The sequence below is a fragment of the Halobellus limi genome (assembly GCF_004799685.1).
GTDB lineage: Archaea > Halobacteriota > Halobacteria > Halobacteriales > Haloferacaceae > Haloquadratum > Haloquadratum limi.
Window position 1 is genome coordinate 2,424,551 of sequence record NZ_CP031311.1, and the last position, 14,610, is coordinate 2,439,160.

Sequence of the window (14,610 nt, forward strand, 5' to 3'; positions counted from 1 at the left end):
GACAATGACACACACCAAACTGTACACGGCGATATTCGCGGTCCTGTTCGTCTCGGCGACGGTGCAGGTGCTCGTCGAGTTCGCGGGACTGGCGTACTGGACGGCGTTCGGCATCATCGTCGCGCTCTCGGCCTTCAAGGCCGTGCTCGTCGCGGCGTACTTCCAGCACCTCCGGTTCGAACCGCGCTCGCTGACGTACGTCGTCTTCATCGGCCTCGCGGCGGCGCTGGCGCTGACGCTCGCGGCGTCGTACTCCATCCTGTGAGCTATCAGAACGCTCGGAATCGACACCCGACCCGATCGACATCCGACCCGATGATCCACTCGACGACCGACTTCGAGGATACTCGCGAGGCGACCGGCGTCGACGCAGGCGACGACGGCAGCGACGACGCCGAGCGGGGCGCCGACGACGCCGGACAGGCCTCCGACGACGACCCGCCCGGGACCGGGTCGAGCGGGGAGCGAAGCGCCGGGACCGGCGGCACCGAGGAATCCCGCCGCGCCGTCCTCGGCTACGCGCTCCTCTTTTCGCTCCCCGTCGGCGTCGGCGTCGCGGTGATGTTGCTCCAGGTGACACGAGGGCGCCCGACTGACGCGCTGGTCTTCGGTCCGAGTCTCGCGCTCGCCGCCGCGGTGTTCCTCCTCCTCCTCGCCGTCGGTGCGGGCGGGTCGCCGGAGCCGTGAATCCGAGGACGGGTACTGGCAACATTTACCACGATTGCGATCGAATCCGAAGGCGATGAACGGAACGACACTCGCGCTGGCGGCGGCGCTCGTGCTCGTCGGCGTCGGCGTCGTCGCGCTCCTCTGGGCGGAGGCCGCGGGGCTGTCGACGGCGGTCGTCGCCGCCTGCGGACTCGTCGCGCTCGCCGGCGTCGGCCTGCTCACCGCCGCCGTCGCTCGGGTCCCCGAGCCGACCGGGGGCGGGGAACACGGAGCGTAACGCGCACGGCCCGCGGCCCGGCTCACCCGGGGAGGCTGAACGCCACGACGCCGGCGACGACGGACGCCGCGTAGAGCAGCCCCACGGCGAAGACGACCTTCAGGTGCAGGCGGAACAGCTCGTCGCTCTCGTCCTCGCGGGCGTCCTCGTAGGCGCGCCGCTCGGCCGGCGTCGCGTCGTGCCGTTCGCCGACGTGGAGCGCGCGCTGCCGCTCGGTGACAAACGGGCGACCGCAGTGCGGACAGACCGCCGCCTCGCGCTCCCCGTCGGGCACCGCCGTCTCGGGAGCGGATGGAACGTCGGACATCTCAGGCGATCCCCGCGGCGATCGGTTGGGCGACGATCCAGAGGCTGACGGTCGTGTACAGGACGGCGACGGCCGCGAACGGGTACTGGCTCCTGATCGGCTGTACCCGGCCCGCGAACAGCTCGAACGCCCGGGCGTGGGCGACCCAGACGGCGAGGACGTGGCCGGCGACGATCGCCGACAGCTGAACCGTTCCGAACCACCCCGGCGGCGACAGGACGACCAGCGACCCGGGCGGGGCGAGCGGGGCGGCGGCGACGGCGGCGACCGTGGGCGCGAATCCGACCAGGTATCCGACGAAGTGCGCGAAGTGGTAGCCGGCGGCGATCGGGATCAGCGCCGGCGCGAACCAGCCCGCGAGGAACCGGGGGGAAACGTACGTCGGGGCGGTCCGCCTGACGCCGCGGGCCGCGAGCCAGTAGCAGCCGAGGAAGCCGCCGAACCCGCCGAGGAGTCCCGCGAGCGTGACCGTCCAGGCGGGGGGGCCCACCGTCGTCACCGCGGCCGTGGCGCGTCCCCACGCGGCCGTCGAGACGAGGCCGTCGAAGGTCGTCACCCAGACGAGCGCGACGACGAAGGCCACGTCGTCGAAGTCGTAGACGGTCGACTCGCGCGCGAGGCCCGCGCCCGGCAGACCGACGTCCAGTCCCGACTCCGTTCGACGGATCAGGGCGGAGCGGCCGTAGAGCGCGAACGTCCGCGCCACGGGGTCGACGCGCTCGAACCAGGCGTCGCCGAAGGCCGCCGCGCCGGCGACGGTGACGGCGGAGTAGCCGACCACCGCGGCGGCGAGGAGTCGCGGGTCGGCGGCCACCGGGCTGAGGACCTCGACGGCGACGAGCGCGAGGAGGCCGGCGAGGCTCGGCCAGGAACCCACTCGATCGGGAAGCGACCGCGGCTCGACGGGGAAGAGAGAGGCGACGGTCCGCCAGGGGTTCAGCGCGGGCCAGGAGTCGCCGACGGCGTACGTCGTCATCGTGTACCCCGCCCACCACACGACCCAGACGGCGAGCGTGAGGAGGTTCGCCGCGGGCGCGTCGGGGCCGATCAGTCCCACGGCGACGACGAGCGGCACCGCCGCGACCGCAGCCCAGCGGGCGATCACGCGCAGGATCGGACCGACGTTCGGAAGCGAACGGCCGCGACGCGGGACCGACTCGACGACGCGTCGGTCCGTCAGGAGGCTCGTGAACAGGAAGGACGCGCCGACGGCGCCCGCGCCCGACGCGATCACCAACCACGAGGGGACCGGCGCGCTGCGGGTGACCGCGCCCAGGGATCCGGCGTGCGCCAGAGCGGGGTCGACGAGCACCGTCGTCGCCAGGAGCGTCACCAGAAGTGTCGCGAGCGGCGGGAGGAGACGCGGGCGGGACACCGTTTCTCACCCCCGGCGGCCCGAGGCCGAGAGCAGTCCCACGGCGACCACGAAGCCGAGCGTCGAGAGGTCGACGCTGAACGGTTCGACCGTCGCGAGCGCGGCGGTCCCGCCGACGACGCCCACCGCGACGGATTCGACGAGCGGCAGGCTGCAACCGACGCAGGAGGCGACGCCGACCAGCCCGGAGAGCGCCCGGCGGCCGGCGTCGAGGAGGGCGGCGTACACGAGAACGGTCAGCGAGAGGTAGCCGACCACTCGGTAGGGGACGAAGTTCAGCGTGAGGAGCGACCCGCCGTAGGCGACTCGCGGTCCCCAGCCGGGCGCGGCCAGCGTGACCTGCAGTCCGGAGACGTGCGCGTGGGAGTGGCCGAGTTCCAGCCCGACGAGCCCCGAAAGCGACGCGAGCGCGAGGAAGTAACCCGCCGAGAGGACCCCCGCGACGATCCTGAGCCGCCGATCCGCGGGAGGGACCCGAACCCGGGCCGCCGCCGCGAGACCGACGTTCATCCAGACGAACGGGTACAGCAGGTAGCGGACGGCTCCGACCTCCGGGTTCGCGACCGCGAGGTACGTCCCGAGGGCGGCGACCTCCGCGAGCAGGACGGCGGCGGCCACGCGGATACCGCGAGTCCCGACGGGTCTCGATCGGTCGGGGACGGCCGGTGCGTTTCTCATCTCTCAGACGATTCCGAGGAGGCTCGCTGCGACCGCGAGGAGCAGTACCAATCCGAGTGCCCACGACCCGAAGGCGGCGGCCTGCGCGGAGTGGAGCCCGCGGGACCGCGCGGCCGCGAACGTCCCGTAGAAGAGGTAGCCCGCGAGGACGGCGACGCCGACCGCCGCGAGCAGCGCGGCGGCCCCACCGGAGACGCCGGCCGCGACGCCGAACCCGCCGACTGCGAGCACCGTCGCTGCCCCCGCCACGAGCGTCAGTGCGAGGAAGCCGACCATCCACGCCACGGGAGTCCGCGCGACCTCGGCGAGTCGATCCGCGAGGTCGCCGCCGTCGGCCCCGTACGCCGGCGTGTAGCGGAACCGCCCGCGCGAGAGCAGCAGGACCGCACCGCCCACGATGAACACCCCGAGCAGGAAGCTCACGACGAGCGTCGTCTGTGCCATTGGAACAGTTGTATATCACGTTCGTCCGTGATAAACATTCGCCGCGGCACGGAGGCGGAACCGGGAGAATCCGCGGCGGGGACGGCTGTGTCCCGGTCGCGCCTCTCGGACGCGTCCGCGAGTCGAAACGTGATTCTTAAGGGTCGCACGGGAGATGATCAGCGTATGAGTGACGAACAGCAGGCGGACGCCGCCGAATCGCAGGCAGACGCCGACGCGGAAGACGTCGAAGAGGACGTCTCCGGCATCCAGGACGGCGACTTCGTCCGTCTGGCCTACACGCTCCGGACCACCGACGACGGCACCGTCGTCGACACCACCGACGAGGAGACGGCCGAAGAGGCCGAGATCGACACCGACGAGTACGACTTCGAACCGCGCGTCATCGTCGTCGGCGCCGGCCACGTCTTCGAGAGCGTCGACGAGGCGCTCATCGGCTCGGAGGTCGGCGACTCCGGCACGGTCGAGATCGACGCCGAAGAGGCCTTCGGCGAGTACGAGGACGAGCAGGTCCGGACGGTCAGCGCCAACAAGATCGACGAGGACGAGCGCTACCCCGGCGCGCAGGTCCAGATCGACGGCGAACAGGGTCGGATCGTGACGATCGTCAGCGGGCGCGCACGCGTCGACTTCAACCACCCGCTCGCGGGCGAGGATCTCGAGTACGAGTACGAGGTGCTCGAACTGGTCGACGACCGCGAGGAGCAGGCCGCCAGCATGCTGGAGATGTACCTCCAGGAGGCCCCCGAGGTCTGGATCGAGACGGACACGGTCGAAGAAGAGCAGCTCGTCGAGGACGGAGACGACGAGGAAGAGGGCGACGCGGAAGACGAGGACGAAGAGCCCGAGTTCGAGACCGTCGAAGTCGAGAAGGAGACGCTGTACATCGAGGCCACCCCGCAGATGACGATGAACCAGCAGTGGATGTTCTCGAAGCAGCAGATCGCCCAGGACGTGATGGACCGACTCGACCTCGATCGGGTCATCGTCCAAGAGACCATCGAGGGGATGGGCGGTATGATGGGCGGTATGGGCGGTATGATGGGCGGCGCCGGCGGAATGGGCGCCGAGGACATCGAAGAGGCCATCGAGGACGTCGACGTCGACGCCGACGAACTCGCCGAGGAACTCGACGCCGACCTCGAAGAGTAACGCCTCCGACGGGTGGCGCGCCCGACGTGATCCCGGTTTCGAGCGCCGTTTCGAGTGCCGTTCGAGCGCCGTGCCCACCGCGGGCGCCCTCGCGTCGCTAAACGCGCTTCAGTCTCTCACGACCCCTCATGACCGAGGAACCCGCCGACACGCAGACAGAGGACGGAACGGGGACCGCGGAGGCCGACCTCCCGACCGACGACCTGCGGGTCGCGGTCGTCGCCGCCGCTTGCACCGTCGGGTTGACGCTGCTCCTCCAGTACGGCCTCGGTCGGGAGGTCGCGCTCGCCTGGCGGCTGCTGCCGCTGGCCCCGTACTTCCTCTCGCTCTTCACGAAACGGCTCGAACTCGGCGGCCTCGACACGCCGCGGAACTGGTCGCTGCTGACGGTCGCCGTCACGCTGGCGACGTTCGGGTACGTCGGGTTCGTCGCCTGAAGTACGTCGGATTCATCACCTGAAGTACGTGGGATTCGCCGCCTGGAATCGGCTCGTCCCGCACGTTGCGTCGGACCGCGTCGCGACGGCGGCGCGCTAGGCGATGTCGCGGCTGGTGTCGACGGTGACGCGCTCGCCCAGCCGGAGCTTGATCGTCTCCTCCGGCGGCTGGACGCCGCGGAACTTCGGCACCGCCAGGCGGTTCTCGATCTCCGAGCCCTTGATCTTCGTGTGGAGGTCGAAGACGACGTCGGCCATGTGCTTCGTGTACCCGCGGTTGCGGGGTTCGCCGTCGCTTTTCATCCCGTGGAGGACGGCCAGCCCGCCGGTGTTGACCATGTGGGTCTGGAGTTCGTTGAGGAACTGCCGGAAGCGGGCGGGTTCGGTCTCCTCTAAGACGTCGACGACGTCGACGATCAGGTTCGCGCCCTCCGGGAGGTCCCGAACGAACCGGTGGGCGGTGTCCAGCGGGGCGTTGCCGCCGACGTCCCTGACCGTGGGGTCGCCGACGTGACCGGGCGCGCGGTCGATGGCGTCCTTGACGGCCTGGTCCGAACGGATCGTCGTGAGATACAGCGACGCGCGGACCGCGGTCAGTTCGTAGAGAAACAGCTCCGACTGGCTGGCGGGGTCGGCCGCGAGGAGCACGATGCTCCCCGGGGGGATCCCGCCGTCGAGTTGGCGGTCGAGGACGCTGACGCCGGTCGAGAGCCTGTCTGCCACGAGGGGGCGTACGGAGTCTACCGGCTTAGGTGTTCGGCCGATCGGACAGCGTCTCGGCGAGTTCGTCGTACGCGCGGCTGACGATCGGATCTGAGAGCGGTTCGTCGGCTCGGGAGTCCGATGCGGGGGGAACGACCCCGAGAACCCGACACCCGAGGAGGTCCTCGACGCCCGGCGGGGCCAGTCGCGCGCGGGTGAGCACGGCCCCCACCACCGGCGTGCCGACCGCGCGCGCCATCGCGGCCGTCTTCGCCGCGTCGCGGAGGGCGGCGACGCACGGCGTCGCGACGACCAGGACGCCGTCGGCGACGCGCAGCGGGACCGTCGCGTCCGGTCCCGCACCCGCGGGACAGTCGACGAGGACGGTCGTCGGCTCGCCGTTGCTGTCGACTCCGTATCCGTCGCCGTCGCCGACAGAAATGGGGGACGTGACGGCCTCGCGCTCCCGGAGCCGACGCAGGCGACTCCCGAGGCCGTCGGGGGCGTCGCGGGGGGCCGGGACGATCCGCGTGTCGCCGCCGCTCGACGCCGGGTCGGGGTGACCGCGACCGCCCGGCGCGGCCGCCCGCGGAACGCCGGCCAGCGCGTGGAGGTTCGGGAGGTCGCAGTCGGCGTCGACCGCGAGCGTCGGGCCGTCGATCGCTCTGGCCAGCCCGAGCGTCGTGGTCGTCTTGCCGCTGCCTCCCTTACCGCCGGCGATCGCGAACATACCGCCCGTGGTCCCGGCCTCGTATATGAACGCTCGGGCGGCTCTCGGCAGTCGTGGACGACGTCACGAAAACAGAAAACGCCACACAGAACGCTCTGTCGGGGACAGCTAGTCGTGGCAGCAGCCGCCGGCCTCGCCGCCGAAGTCGACCGCCAGCGGCTCGGAGATCGCCTCGTTGACCGCCTCGAGCCGCTCCTGGAGGTCCTCCTGTGCGTCGAGGTAGGCGGCCATCTTCGGCATCGAGTGCAGTTCCTCCTGGGCCTCCTGTACCTTCCGGAGGTTCTCCTCGGTGGCGTTGCCCATCTGTCGGGCGTGCATATAGTGATCCCGCCGTTCCTGGAACGTCGAGATCTGTTCTTGCACCTCGTCGTCGGCCTCGACGGCCGCCTTCGCCTCCTCGAAGGCCTCGTATTCCGGCGTCTCGGCGATCGCGTCGCCGAGTTCGCGGCCGAGTTCTTCGAGCCGATCTTTCTGGACGCTCATCGTCTCCCGTTCGGACGCGAGGCGTTTGAAGGTGCCGGAGCGCGCGACGGCGGAACGGACGGCCGGCTGTCTGTCACGAAAGACACTCTCACGGTCGTTTTCGGGCGTCTCGGAACCGCCGGCGTTATGGGCGTCGGCCGGCTACTCCGTTCCAATGAGCCAGGACGCCGCCACGGAGGGAGACCTCCGCAACACCGGGATGTCGCTGCGACACGACCGCGAGTGGGACTACGAACTGGACCGGATCGTCGAGGAGATCGAAGACCGCGACGCGACGCGCGTCGGCCTGCAGTTCCCCGAGGGGCTGAAGCGCCGCGGCCCGGCCGTCGCCGACGACCTCCGGGAACTGTGCGACGACGACGTGACGTTCATGCTCTCGGGACAGCCCTGCTACGGCGCCTGCGACCTCGACACCTACCTGATGCGCCGCACGGACGTGTTCGTCCACTTCGGGCACTCCCCGATGAAGGAATCGGAGAAGATCATCTACGTGCCGCTGTTCTCGAACGTCGATCCGTTCCCGATCCTCGAAGAGGCCGTCGACGAACTGCCCGAAGAGGAGGTCGGCCTCGTCACTACCGCCCAGCACATGAACCGCTTCGGGGAGATGGTCGAGTGGCTCGAAGAGCGCGGCTACGACGTCCACACCCGCCGCGGCGACGACCGCCTGACCTACGAGGGGCAGGTGCTCGGCTGCAACTACGCCTCCGCCGACATCGACGCCGACCAGGTGCTGTACGTCGGCGGCGGGAAGTTCCACCCGCTCGGTCTCGCGATGGAGCACCCCGAGAAGAAGGTGCTCATCGCCGACCCCGTCAACAACGTCGTGACCGTCGCCGACACGGAGAAGTTCCTGAAGCAGCGCTACGGCGCCGTCCACCGCGCGATGGACGCCGAGAAGTGGGGCGTCATCTTCTGTACGAAGATCGGTCAGGGCCGGATGGAGATCGCAGAAGAGATCATCGAGGACAACGACGACGCCTACCTCATCACGATGGACGAGGTGACGCCCGACCGCCTGCGGAACTTCGACATGGACGCGTTCGTCAACACCGGCTGTCCCCGGATCACGACCGACGACGGCCCGCAGTTCCACAAGCCGATGCTCACGCCCGGCGAGTACCGGATCGCCGTCGGCGACGAACCGCTGGACTCGCTGTCGTTCGACACGTTCCACGGCACCTGGTAGTCGGAAACCGCGGCCGGTCTCTTCCGTTACTTTTCCCCTCCGACTGCCGATTCGACGTACTCGACCGCCTCCTCGGCCGTCTCGACGGCCTCGACGTGTGCCGCGTCGTGCGTGCCGATGCCGGCAGTCGGCCGGTCGTACACGGACGCGTAGCCGAGTTCCGAGAGCGTCCCGCCGCCGCCGTCGACCGCGATCACGGCGTCCCCGTTCATCACGACCAGCGCGTTGCGCGCGTGACCCAGTCCGGTAGCGATCGCCTCGTCGACGTACTCGTTGGCGTCCGCGGGGCGGTCGCTCGGGAGAATCCCGATCGCGTGTCCGTCCGCCTCCGACGCGCCGCGACAGACGGCCTCCATCACGCCGCCGAGACCGCCGCAGACGACGGTGTGGCCGCGCTGTCCGAGCAGTCGTCCCAGCGCCGTCGCCGTCTCCGCTTCCTCGTCGTCGATCACGCTCCCGCCGATGACGCTGACTCGCATAGCGGACGCTCGCCCGGTGAGGATGAAGTGGTTTCGCCTTCGGACGGACCCGCACCGAATGCTGCGCGGTCTACGAGCGGACCTCGACCGTTTCGACCTCGCCGACGTCGGGAAGCGTCCCGACGTCGTCGGCGGGGCCGCACCCCGAACGGGGACGCGCCCGGAGCGGACAGACCGTCTCCTCGCCGACGACCGGGCTGCGGGTTTCGAGCACGTACGCCTCGTGGCGGTCGTCGCCCGAGACGGGCGCGAGACGGAGAATCCGCCGGTCGACGATCCCGTCGATGTCGACGTCCTTCTGTCGCGCGTCCACCGTCTCCTCGCTGATTGCGGCCACCCGGGTGACGATCGGCGAGTCGAGTTCGACGCCGCCGACGGTGGCCGAGTCCGCCGCCAGGGTGACCCGCACCTCGTCGCCCTCGGTCGCGGCCGCGATCTGCTCGAAGGGGGCAGTTGTCATCGCCGCTCGCTAGGGAGAGAAGCGTCAAGAAGCCTCGCACCCGACGGGCCGTCAGGTATCCCCGTCCGAATCCGCGTGCGCGTCCGCACCGGCACCCTCGGCGCTGACCGGCGTCCCGTCGGGGCGCTTCGGTCCCTCGGAGTCGTAGACGACCACGCCGCCGACGTCGACCGGTTCGTAGTTGTCGCGGACGCCGATGGCCTCCTCGAGCTCCCGGACCGCACGTTCCTTGAGCGCGCTCGCCAGCTCCTCGGCGTGTTCGCGGGAGATGTCGCGACCGAGCCCCTCGCACTCGTGGGCGCGGACCATCCCCGCCTCGTCGACGGCCTCGCCCATCGGCTGGCTGGTGCCGCCGAGGGCGACGCTGAAGGGGTACGTCCGGCAGATGAGCGGCCGGTCCTCGTGCACGCGACAGCCGCCTTTCGGGGTCCCGTCCGCGCGCTCGCCGACCTCCTCGTAGAAGGCGCAGTCGCCGCAGGCGTCGGTCTGGAGCGCCCACTCGAACGTCTCGCCCTGGGGTCCGTCCTCGCCGTCGACGACCCCGTAGGGCATCGGCCGGGCGACGTCCCGCCAGTCGTAGGATGCGCCGCTCTCGTCGTCGGCGTCGGAGTCGCTGCTCCCGTCGTCGGCGTCGGAGTCGCTGCTCCCGTCGTCGGCGGCCTCGTATTCGACGGCGTCACCGTCGCCGTCCCGTCCTCTTTCCCCGCTCGCCGCCGACTGCAACCGCCGCACCTCGTCCGGAAAGACCGTCGCCGTGTGGGGCTCCGTCCCCGTTCCGTCCTCGCGCTCGTGGCCCTTGCAGCACGCGCCGCAGCGCGTGCACTCGAAGCCGATCGACTCGATGGCGTCGGCCAGTTCCGACACCGATAGGTCGCGGGCGCGTTCGAGTTCGGCTTCGAGGGAGGGGGCGTCGGTCACGGGTCGTCGTCGGGCGGGCGCGGACAAAGGCCTCTCGGTCGCGCCGGTCGGAGACCGTCCGTCGAGAAGGGTGTCGAGCCGATCATCAGGAAGTGCCGAGCCGGGCCTCAGGACGAACCGAGCCGGCCCTCGGACGAACCGAACCAGCCCTCGGACGAACCGAGCGACTCCGCTCAGTACGGTTCGACGGTCTCCGCCTCGCGGTCGAAGCGCACGCGACGCTCGGCGGCGAGTTTCTCCAGGTGCGCGACGACTGTCGCCCTCGCGAACCCGCGGATGCCGGAGAGGTCCCGGTCGTAGACGGCCTCAACGACGGCATCGACGTCGCGAGCGCCGGTTTCGACGGCCGCGAGCGCGTCTCTCTCGCGGTCGAGTCGGCGTCGAAGCAGGCGTTCACAGGCCGCCCGCGAGTCCGCGATGACCCGCCCGTGCCCCGGGAAGAGGCGGGGCGGGTTCCGGGCGTAGAGGCGTCGGAGCGCGACGAGGTACGCGCGGACGTCGCCCTCGGGCGCGGCGACGGCGACGCTGCCCTCGGCGATCGCGACGTCGCCGCAGAGCGTCCCGGCGGTCGTCTCGAAGGCGACGTGGTCCGGGGCGTGGCCGGGGACGTCGATGACGCCGACGCCGTCGCCGACGGGGAGTTCGGTGCCCTCGACGAACGTCCGGTCCGGATCGACGCCCGCCGCGTCGGCGAAGCGCCTCTCTCGCCCGCGGCGACACCAGACGGTCGCACCCGTCTCTTCCGCGTACGTCTCGACGGCGCCCACGTGGTCCGGGTGGGCGTGGGTCACGGCGACGTGTTCGACGGACGCGGCGTCGACGGCGTCGTCCAGGTCGTCCGTCCTGGCCGGCGGGTCGACGAGCAGTGCGGCGTCCTCGCCGACGAGGTAGGCGTTGGTCGATCCCGTCGGGACGGGGGCGTCGACGGAAACCGGGACGCGTCGGATCGGCGGCGCGTTCGGCGGCGTAACGGTCACAGTCGTATCGCTCTTCGAGAGCAGAAAACGTTGGCGTCAGGGAGCGAACGGTGGCGTCGAGGGAAAACGGTGGCGTCGGGGAAAAACGGTGGCATCAGGGAGCGAACGGTGGCGTCGGGGGAGAAAACGGTGGCGTCGGAGACGTCTCTCCGAGCGGCGGCCGTCGAGGGCGTCGGTGAGACTTAGGTGTTGAGGTAGTAAACCTGCTTGCGGGCGTCCTTGAAGCTGTAACGCGACCCCACGAGGTCGGCGTCCTCGAGGCGGTTGAGGGCGTAGCGAACGGTCCGGTCCGGCAGCAGCGACTCCTCGGCGAGTTGGCCCTGCGAGAGCGGAGCGTCGCCCTCGAGTACTTTCGCGACGAGTTTCGCGCTCGGCGGGAGTTCGCGGAGGCGGTCCCGGTACTCCGACTGTGAGAGGAGTTCGTCGCCGTCGAGTTCTGCGGTACTGGTGCTCATACCGAGAGCAAATGTTGCACTCTTGGTAAAGGTTGTCTACAAGTGTGACAATACAATCCGTAGACCTTATACACATACAAGGACGGCCCGGATTCCGGGGCGACGACGCCGACGCCCGAACGGTGCACCGGTCCGTCGCTCCGGCGCGCTTCCAGTACGGTTTTAGTCCACGAGCGAGGACGGGATGGTAGCGTGAAAGGAAAGGAGTGGTACCAGGCCGACGACGTCGCCGAGGAGTACGACTCGAAGCGGTTCTCGCGGGGCGGGAGACTCATCGACGACCGCGAGAAGCGGGCCGTCGTCGAGGCGATCGGCCCGGTGGAGGGGAAAGACGTCCTCGAAATCGCCTGCGGGACGGGGCGGTTCACGGCGATGCTGGCCGAGCGGGGCGCGAACATCGTCGGTCTCGACATCTCCAATGCGATGTTGGCCCAGGGGCGCGAGAAGGCCCGACGGGCGGGCGTCGCAGACCACATAGAGTTCCTCCGCGGCGACGCCGCCCGCCTTCCTTTCCCCGACGACCACTTCGACGCCGTGTTCGCGATGCGCTTTTTCCACCTCGCGGACACGCCGGCGAAGTTCATAGCGGAGATGGCCCGCGTCTCGAAGAACCTCGTCTTCTTCGACACGTTCAACGGACGCAGCGCCCGCGTCGTCTACAACTGGCTCCTCCCGATGGGGTCGCATCTGTACTCCGCCCCGCAGGTGAAGCGACTCCTCGACGGCGCCGGCCTGCGGCTTGTGAACGGCGAACACGACTTCCTGCTTCCGTACGGCTTCTACCGGAAGATCCCCAACGGGATCGCCCAGGAGTTCCGCGACGTCGACACCTCTCTCGGAGCGACCGCCGTCGGGGACGCGCTCGCGTCGGTATCCTACTGGACGGCGGAAGTCGAGGACGCGTAGGGACGCCGCACCCACGGAGCGGTCCGTGGGTGGTATCGGAACGCGACCGGGCGTCGCCGTGGGACGCCCCCGTCCCGAGGTGCGACATTTAAGTTCTCGTGCCGCGACCCATGGGTATGGAGCTCTCGGTAGTGATCCCGACCCTGAACGGGCGGGATCACCTCGCGGCCACGCTGGACGAGCTGGCCGCGAACGCGCCCGACGCCGAGGTCGTCGTCGTCAACGGCCCCTCGGCGGACGGGACGACCGGAATGGTCCGCGACCGAGACGACGTCGACGTGCTCGTGGAGGTGTCGGACCGGACGCTGAACGTCTCCCGAAACGCGGGGATCCGCGCCGCCGCGGGCGACGTGGTCGCGTTTCTGCGCCACGACCTCGCGGTCGAGGAGACCTGGACGGACGCCATCGAGGCGGGCATCGAGCGCGCGCCGGTCGTGACGGGGCCGGTCCACGAGACGCTGCCGGCGGGAATGACGACCACGGAGCCGGAGCGGCGGCAGATCCGAAACCGCGAGGTGACGTACTTCAACGGCGGCAACGTGGCGTTTCGGGCCGGGGTTCTCGACGACCTCGACGGGTTCGACGAGTACCTCGAAACCGGCGGCGCTCGCGACGCCGCACACCGAATCGCGGGGCTCGGCCACGAGGTCGCCTGGGAGTCCGAACAGTGCGTCCGAACGGAGTACGAGGCCGACGGCGGGGTCGACGAACGGGACCACGAGTGGAAGTACCGCGCGCTCGCCTACCGGCTCGTGAAGAACTACGGGGTTCGACCCACGGTCTTCCGCCGCATCGCCTCCCACGCGGGAGCCGACGCCGTCTCCGCGGCCCGGGAGGTCGTCGGCGGCGACGCGTCACCGACGGGGTGGTTCGGGAGCGGGCGGGACGTCGTCGTCGGGATCGCGACGGGGTGGTCGGACGGCCTCGTCGCCCGAGCGCGAGATCGGACGCCCGCGCGCAACCCCCACGGCTGTTCGAAGCGGGCCGATCGGGCCGTCGCGAAGTACGATCGGCGATGAGCGGGCGGACGACGCGTCGGTGAGCGGCCGAGCGACGCCGGAGTGAGCGGAAGGAAGCGACGGAACGACGCCGAGTGTCGACTACGTCTCGCCCGGCGAGAGGCCGGGGACGATCCGCGAAGCGTTCGAGGAGAACGCCCGCCGCATCGCGTCCTCGGAGACGTCGAGGGTCAGGATCTCCATCACGCCGACGTTGGGGTGCGTCTCCGGCGCGCCGCTCCCGAACAGGACCCGGTCCGGGTGCTCCAAGAGCGCCCGTTCCAGGACGCTCCGGAAGCGGACGTAGCGGGTGTCGAGATACAGGTGATCGTGGTCGTCGAGGAGGTCGATGGCGGTCGACATCAACTCCCGGTCGAGCGGGTACCCCCCGAACCCGGCGAGCACCACGGGGAAGCCGCGGTCGAGAAGCGTCTCTTCGACCGCCGAGGGGGGAAACGCGCGGCCGGCGCGGACGACGAGCGGCAGTTCGACGTCGCCCAGTTCCGAAAGCGTCTCCTCGTCCGGGAGGCCGTCCCGGTCGGGCGCGAGCGTGAACCCGTGGAACCGGTCGTCGTAGGCGTACTGCTCGACGTCCTCGGGACTGACGTGGTGGTCCTTCCGCGAGGCGGTGAGGTTTCGAAGCCGGGCGGACGCACGGGACCCCGGATCGCGCGGCCCGTCGATGCGCGCGAACGCGAGGAAGGGCCGGTCGACGCTCAGCCGGGCGACCGCGTTGTTGGCGCGGAGGTACCCCTCCCCTTCGGGTCGCTCCCCCGGAGAGACGACCGCCCGCACGACCCCCGCCTGATGGAGTTCGCGTTCGAGGGCCTCCGGCGTCGTCTCGCGGCCCCGGCTGGCGACCTCCGCCTCGTCGCTCGGATCGAGTCGCGCGTGGAGGTCGACGACCCTGAACCCGTGGTTCAACTCGAGCATCGTCGAACAGTGTCGCGGCGACGCAAATATACCTTGGCGAT

At 70.3% G+C, this 14,610-nt stretch carries 21 protein-coding genes; 8 read left to right on the forward strand and 13 right to left on the reverse strand.

All coding sequences use genetic code 11. The features are described from left to right. The first annotated feature begins 4 nt into the window (after positions 1-4). Genes DV707_RS11970 through DV707_RS11980 form a run of 3 tightly spaced genes read left to right on the forward strand, consistent with a single transcriptional unit; the run spans position 5 to position 946 of the window. Positions 5-265, forward strand: coding sequence for a cytochrome C oxidase subunit IV family protein (locus tag DV707_RS11970; protein WP_103991482.1), 261 nt, complete (start codon positions 5-7; stop codon positions 263-265). 50 nt (positions 266-315) lie between these two features. After that, entirely contained in the window at positions 316-687 is a 372-nt protein-coding gene (locus tag DV707_RS19320; protein WP_136361872.1) for a hypothetical protein, read from the forward strand. A 55-nt stretch (positions 688-742) separates the two neighbouring features. Continuing rightward, entirely contained in the window at positions 743-946 is a 204-nt protein-coding gene (locus DV707_RS11980) for a hypothetical protein (protein WP_103991481.1), read from the forward strand. A 22-nt stretch (positions 947-968) separates the two neighbouring features. On the opposite strand, the gene DV707_RS11985 is transcribed toward DV707_RS11980, so the two are convergent. The 4 genes from DV707_RS11985 to DV707_RS12000 are packed head-to-tail and all read right to left on the reverse strand — an operon-like array spanning position 969 to position 3,750. Then, a complete protein-coding gene (locus DV707_RS11985) occupies positions 969-1,253 on the reverse strand; it encodes a DUF7410 domain-containing protein (protein WP_103991480.1) in 285 nt (94 codons plus the stop codon). 1 nt (position 1,254) lies between these two features. Continuing rightward, complete coding sequence (locus DV707_RS11990) at positions 1,255-2,628, reverse strand: hypothetical protein (protein WP_103991479.1); 1,374 nt, start codon at positions 2,626-2,628, stop codon at positions 1,255-1,257. Between the two features lie 6 nt (positions 2,629-2,634). After that, positions 2,635-3,306, reverse strand: coding sequence for a DUF7546 family protein (locus DV707_RS11995; RefSeq protein WP_235010765.1), 672 nt, complete (start codon positions 3,304-3,306; stop codon positions 2,635-2,637). 3 nt (positions 3,307-3,309) lie between these two features. Further along, entirely contained in the window at positions 3,310-3,750 is a 441-nt protein-coding gene (locus tag DV707_RS12000) for a hypothetical protein (RefSeq protein WP_103991478.1), read from the reverse strand. A 165-nt stretch (positions 3,751-3,915) separates the two neighbouring features. Here DV707_RS12000 and DV707_RS12005 point away from each other — a divergent pair, with 165 nt between their 5' ends. Both DV707_RS12005 and DV707_RS12010 read left to right on the forward strand, forming a co-directional pair. Beyond that, positions 3,916-4,902, forward strand: a complete 987-nt coding sequence (locus DV707_RS12005; protein ID WP_103991477.1) for an FKBP-type peptidyl-prolyl cis-trans isomerase — start codon at positions 3,916-3,918, stop codon at positions 4,900-4,902. 128 nt (positions 4,903-5,030) lie between these two features. Beyond that, entirely contained in the window at positions 5,031-5,339 is a 309-nt protein-coding gene (locus DV707_RS12010) for a hypothetical protein (protein ID WP_235010764.1), read from the forward strand. Positions 5,340-5,435: 96 nt separating this feature from the next. Here the strand turns inward: DV707_RS12010 and DV707_RS12015 are convergent, their stop codons facing one another. From DV707_RS12015 to DV707_RS12025, 3 genes are all read right to left on the reverse strand, one after another. Beyond that, positions 5,436-6,062, reverse strand: a complete 627-nt coding sequence (locus DV707_RS12015; RefSeq protein WP_103991476.1) for an RAD55 family ATPase — start codon at positions 6,060-6,062, stop codon at positions 5,436-5,438. Between the two features lie 25 nt (positions 6,063-6,087). Further along, entirely contained in the window at positions 6,088-6,771 is a 684-nt protein-coding gene (locus tag DV707_RS12020) for a MinD/ParA family ATP-binding protein (RefSeq protein WP_103991475.1), read from the reverse strand. A 108-nt stretch (positions 6,772-6,879) separates the two neighbouring features. Next, on the reverse strand, positions 6,880-7,254 hold the full coding sequence (locus DV707_RS12025; protein ID WP_103991474.1) for a YlbF family regulator: 375 nt from the start codon (positions 7,252-7,254) through the stop codon (positions 6,880-6,882). A 154-nt stretch (positions 7,255-7,408) separates the two neighbouring features. Here DV707_RS12025 and dph2 point away from each other — a divergent pair, with 154 nt between their 5' ends. Further along, on the forward strand, positions 7,409-8,443 hold the full coding sequence (dph2, locus tag DV707_RS12030) for a diphthamide biosynthesis enzyme Dph2 (RefSeq protein ID WP_103991473.1): 1,035 nt from the start codon (positions 7,409-7,411) through the stop codon (positions 8,441-8,443). Between the two features lie 26 nt (positions 8,444-8,469). Here dph2 and DV707_RS12035 read toward each other — a convergent pair whose 3' ends face one another. The 5 genes from DV707_RS12035 to DV707_RS12055 all read right to left on the reverse strand — a co-directional run bounded on the left by DV707_RS12035 (position 8,470) and on the right by DV707_RS12055 (position 11,732). After that, positions 8,470-8,922: a TIGR00725 family protein gene (locus DV707_RS12035; protein WP_103991472.1), complete on the reverse strand. Its 453-nt coding sequence runs from the start codon at positions 8,920-8,922 to the stop codon at positions 8,470-8,472. Between the two features lie 70 nt (positions 8,923-8,992). Continuing rightward, positions 8,993-9,382, reverse strand: coding sequence for a hypothetical protein (locus DV707_RS12040; RefSeq protein WP_103991471.1), 390 nt, complete (start codon positions 9,380-9,382; stop codon positions 8,993-8,995). A 51-nt stretch (positions 9,383-9,433) separates the two neighbouring features. Next, a complete protein-coding gene (locus DV707_RS12045; RefSeq protein ID WP_103991470.1) occupies positions 9,434-10,300 on the reverse strand; it encodes a YkgJ family cysteine cluster protein in 867 nt (288 codons plus the stop codon). A 173-nt stretch (positions 10,301-10,473) separates the two neighbouring features. Continuing rightward, complete coding sequence (locus DV707_RS12050) at positions 10,474-11,277, reverse strand: MBL fold metallo-hydrolase (RefSeq protein ID WP_394337402.1); 804 nt, start codon at positions 11,275-11,277, stop codon at positions 10,474-10,476. A gap of 182 nt (positions 11,278-11,459) precedes the next feature. After that, positions 11,460-11,732, reverse strand: coding sequence for a MarR family transcriptional regulator (locus DV707_RS12055; protein ID WP_103991469.1), 273 nt, complete (start codon positions 11,730-11,732; stop codon positions 11,460-11,462). A 192-nt stretch (positions 11,733-11,924) separates the two neighbouring features. On the opposite strand from DV707_RS12055, the gene DV707_RS12060 reads away from it, so the two are divergent. After that, complete coding sequence (locus tag DV707_RS12060) at positions 11,925-12,638, forward strand: class I SAM-dependent methyltransferase (RefSeq protein WP_103991468.1); 714 nt, start codon at positions 11,925-11,927, stop codon at positions 12,636-12,638. A gap of 116 nt (positions 12,639-12,754) precedes the next feature. After that, the gene (locus DV707_RS12065) at positions 12,755-13,657 is read left to right on the forward strand and encodes a glycosyltransferase family 2 protein (protein WP_103991467.1); all 903 of its coding nucleotides are present in this window, start codon (positions 12,755-12,757) and stop codon (positions 13,655-13,657) included. An 81-nt stretch (positions 13,658-13,738) separates the two neighbouring features. Here DV707_RS12065 and DV707_RS12070 read toward each other — a convergent pair whose 3' ends face one another. Continuing rightward, positions 13,739-14,569, reverse strand: a complete 831-nt coding sequence (locus DV707_RS12070) for an amidohydrolase family protein (protein ID WP_103991466.1) — start codon at positions 14,567-14,569, stop codon at positions 13,739-13,741. Positions 14,570-14,610 lie beyond the last annotated feature (41 nt).

Excerpts from the sequence above, each read along its gene's own strand:
- DV707_RS11970 (WP_103991482.1), top strand. The coding sequence starts at position 5 with ATGACACACACCAAACTGTACACGGCGATATTCGCGGTCCTGTTCGTC.
- DV707_RS19320 (WP_136361872.1), top strand. The coding sequence starts at position 316 with ATGATCCACTCGACGACCGACTTCGAGGATACTCGCGAGGCGACCGGC.
- DV707_RS11980 (WP_103991481.1), top strand. The coding sequence starts at position 743 with ATGAACGGAACGACACTCGCGCTGGCGGCGGCGCTCGTGCTCGTCGGC.
- DV707_RS11985 (WP_103991480.1), bottom strand. The coding sequence starts at position 1,253 with ATGTCCGACGTTCCATCCGCTCCCGAGACGGCGGTGCCCGACGGGGAG.
- DV707_RS11995 (WP_235010765.1), bottom strand. The coding sequence starts at position 3,306 with ATGAGAAACGCACCGGCCGTCCCCGACCGATCGAGACCCGTCGGGACT.
- DV707_RS12000 (WP_103991478.1), bottom strand. The coding sequence starts at position 3,750 with ATGGCACAGACGACGCTCGTCGTGAGCTTCCTGCTCGGGGTGTTCATC.
- DV707_RS12005 (WP_103991477.1), top strand. The coding sequence starts at position 3,916 with ATGAGTGACGAACAGCAGGCGGACGCCGCCGAATCGCAGGCAGACGCC.
- DV707_RS12010 (WP_235010764.1), top strand. The coding sequence starts at position 5,031 with ATGACCGAGGAACCCGCCGACACGCAGACAGAGGACGGAACGGGGACC.
- DV707_RS12020 (WP_103991475.1), bottom strand. The coding sequence starts at position 6,771 with ATGTTCGCGATCGCCGGCGGTAAGGGAGGCAGCGGCAAGACGACCACG.
- DV707_RS12025 (WP_103991474.1), bottom strand. The coding sequence starts at position 7,254 with ATGAGCGTCCAGAAAGATCGGCTCGAAGAACTCGGCCGCGAACTCGGC.
- dph2 (WP_103991473.1), top strand. The coding sequence starts at position 7,409 with ATGAGCCAGGACGCCGCCACGGAGGGAGACCTCCGCAACACCGGGATG.
- DV707_RS12035 (WP_103991472.1), bottom strand. The coding sequence starts at position 8,922 with ATGCGAGTCAGCGTCATCGGCGGGAGCGTGATCGACGACGAGGAAGCG.
- DV707_RS12040 (WP_103991471.1), bottom strand. The coding sequence starts at position 9,382 with ATGACAACTGCCCCCTTCGAGCAGATCGCGGCCGCGACCGAGGGCGAC.
- DV707_RS12055 (WP_103991469.1), bottom strand. The coding sequence starts at position 11,732 with ATGAGCACCAGTACCGCAGAACTCGACGGCGACGAACTCCTCTCACAG.
- DV707_RS12065 (WP_103991467.1), top strand. The coding sequence starts at position 12,755 with ATGGAGCTCTCGGTAGTGATCCCGACCCTGAACGGGCGGGATCACCTC.
- DV707_RS12070 (WP_103991466.1), bottom strand. The coding sequence starts at position 14,569 with ATGCTCGAGTTGAACCACGGGTTCAGGGTCGTCGACCTCCACGCGCGA.